Annotated in this window: 1 pseudogene; it reads left to right on the top strand. The window is 43.8% G+C overall.

Annotated elements, in window-relative coordinates:
• Positions 1-419, top strand: a pseudogene (locus R7O13_RS28045) (signal recognition particle protein); the annotation flags it as partial.
• Positions 420-642 lie beyond the last annotated feature (223 nt).

Raw genomic sequence — 642 nt, 5'->3', positions numbered from 1 at the left:
AGTTCAAAGAGAAGAAAGGTTTCGACCTTGAAGACTTCCGTGAACAGCTAGGTCAAATGCAAAACATGGGTGGCATGATGGGCATGCTAGACAAGCTACCAGGTATGTCTCAGCTACCATCTGACGTGAAAGACAAAGTCGATGACAAGATGTTTAAGCAAATGGAAGCGATCATCAGCTCAATGACGATGAAAGAGCGTCAACGTCCTGAAATCATTAAAGGTTCGCGTAAAAAGCGTATCGCTGCAGGTTCAGGTGTACAGGTTCAAGATGTTAACCGTCTACTGAAGCAGTTTACCCAAATGCAGAAGATGATGAAGAAAATGCAGAAGGGCGGCATGAAAGGCATGATGCGTAACATGCAAGGCATGATGGGCGGTATGGGTGGAGGCGGCGGCTTCAATCCATTTGGTCGATAATTCATCGATGTGACTATAGTTTCAGGGTGTTAGCTGCGTCACAAACTTGAATTTCGATTTATGTTGGTGAAAAAGTAACTAAACCCTTGCATTGCTCCGGGATAAGAGTAAAATTCCGGAGCTTTATTTTGGCACGAGACCCCAGATTGTTCAGGTTATTGAACGGTTTTTGGGGTTAATTTTATTTTTGAGAAAGCAAAGAGGACGACATGGTAACCATTCG

It is taken from the genome of Vibrio sp. Y176, assembly GCF_033438945.1.
The sequence above is the reverse complement of the archived record's forward strand: the minus strand, read 5'-3'. Positions and strand labels throughout refer to the sequence as shown.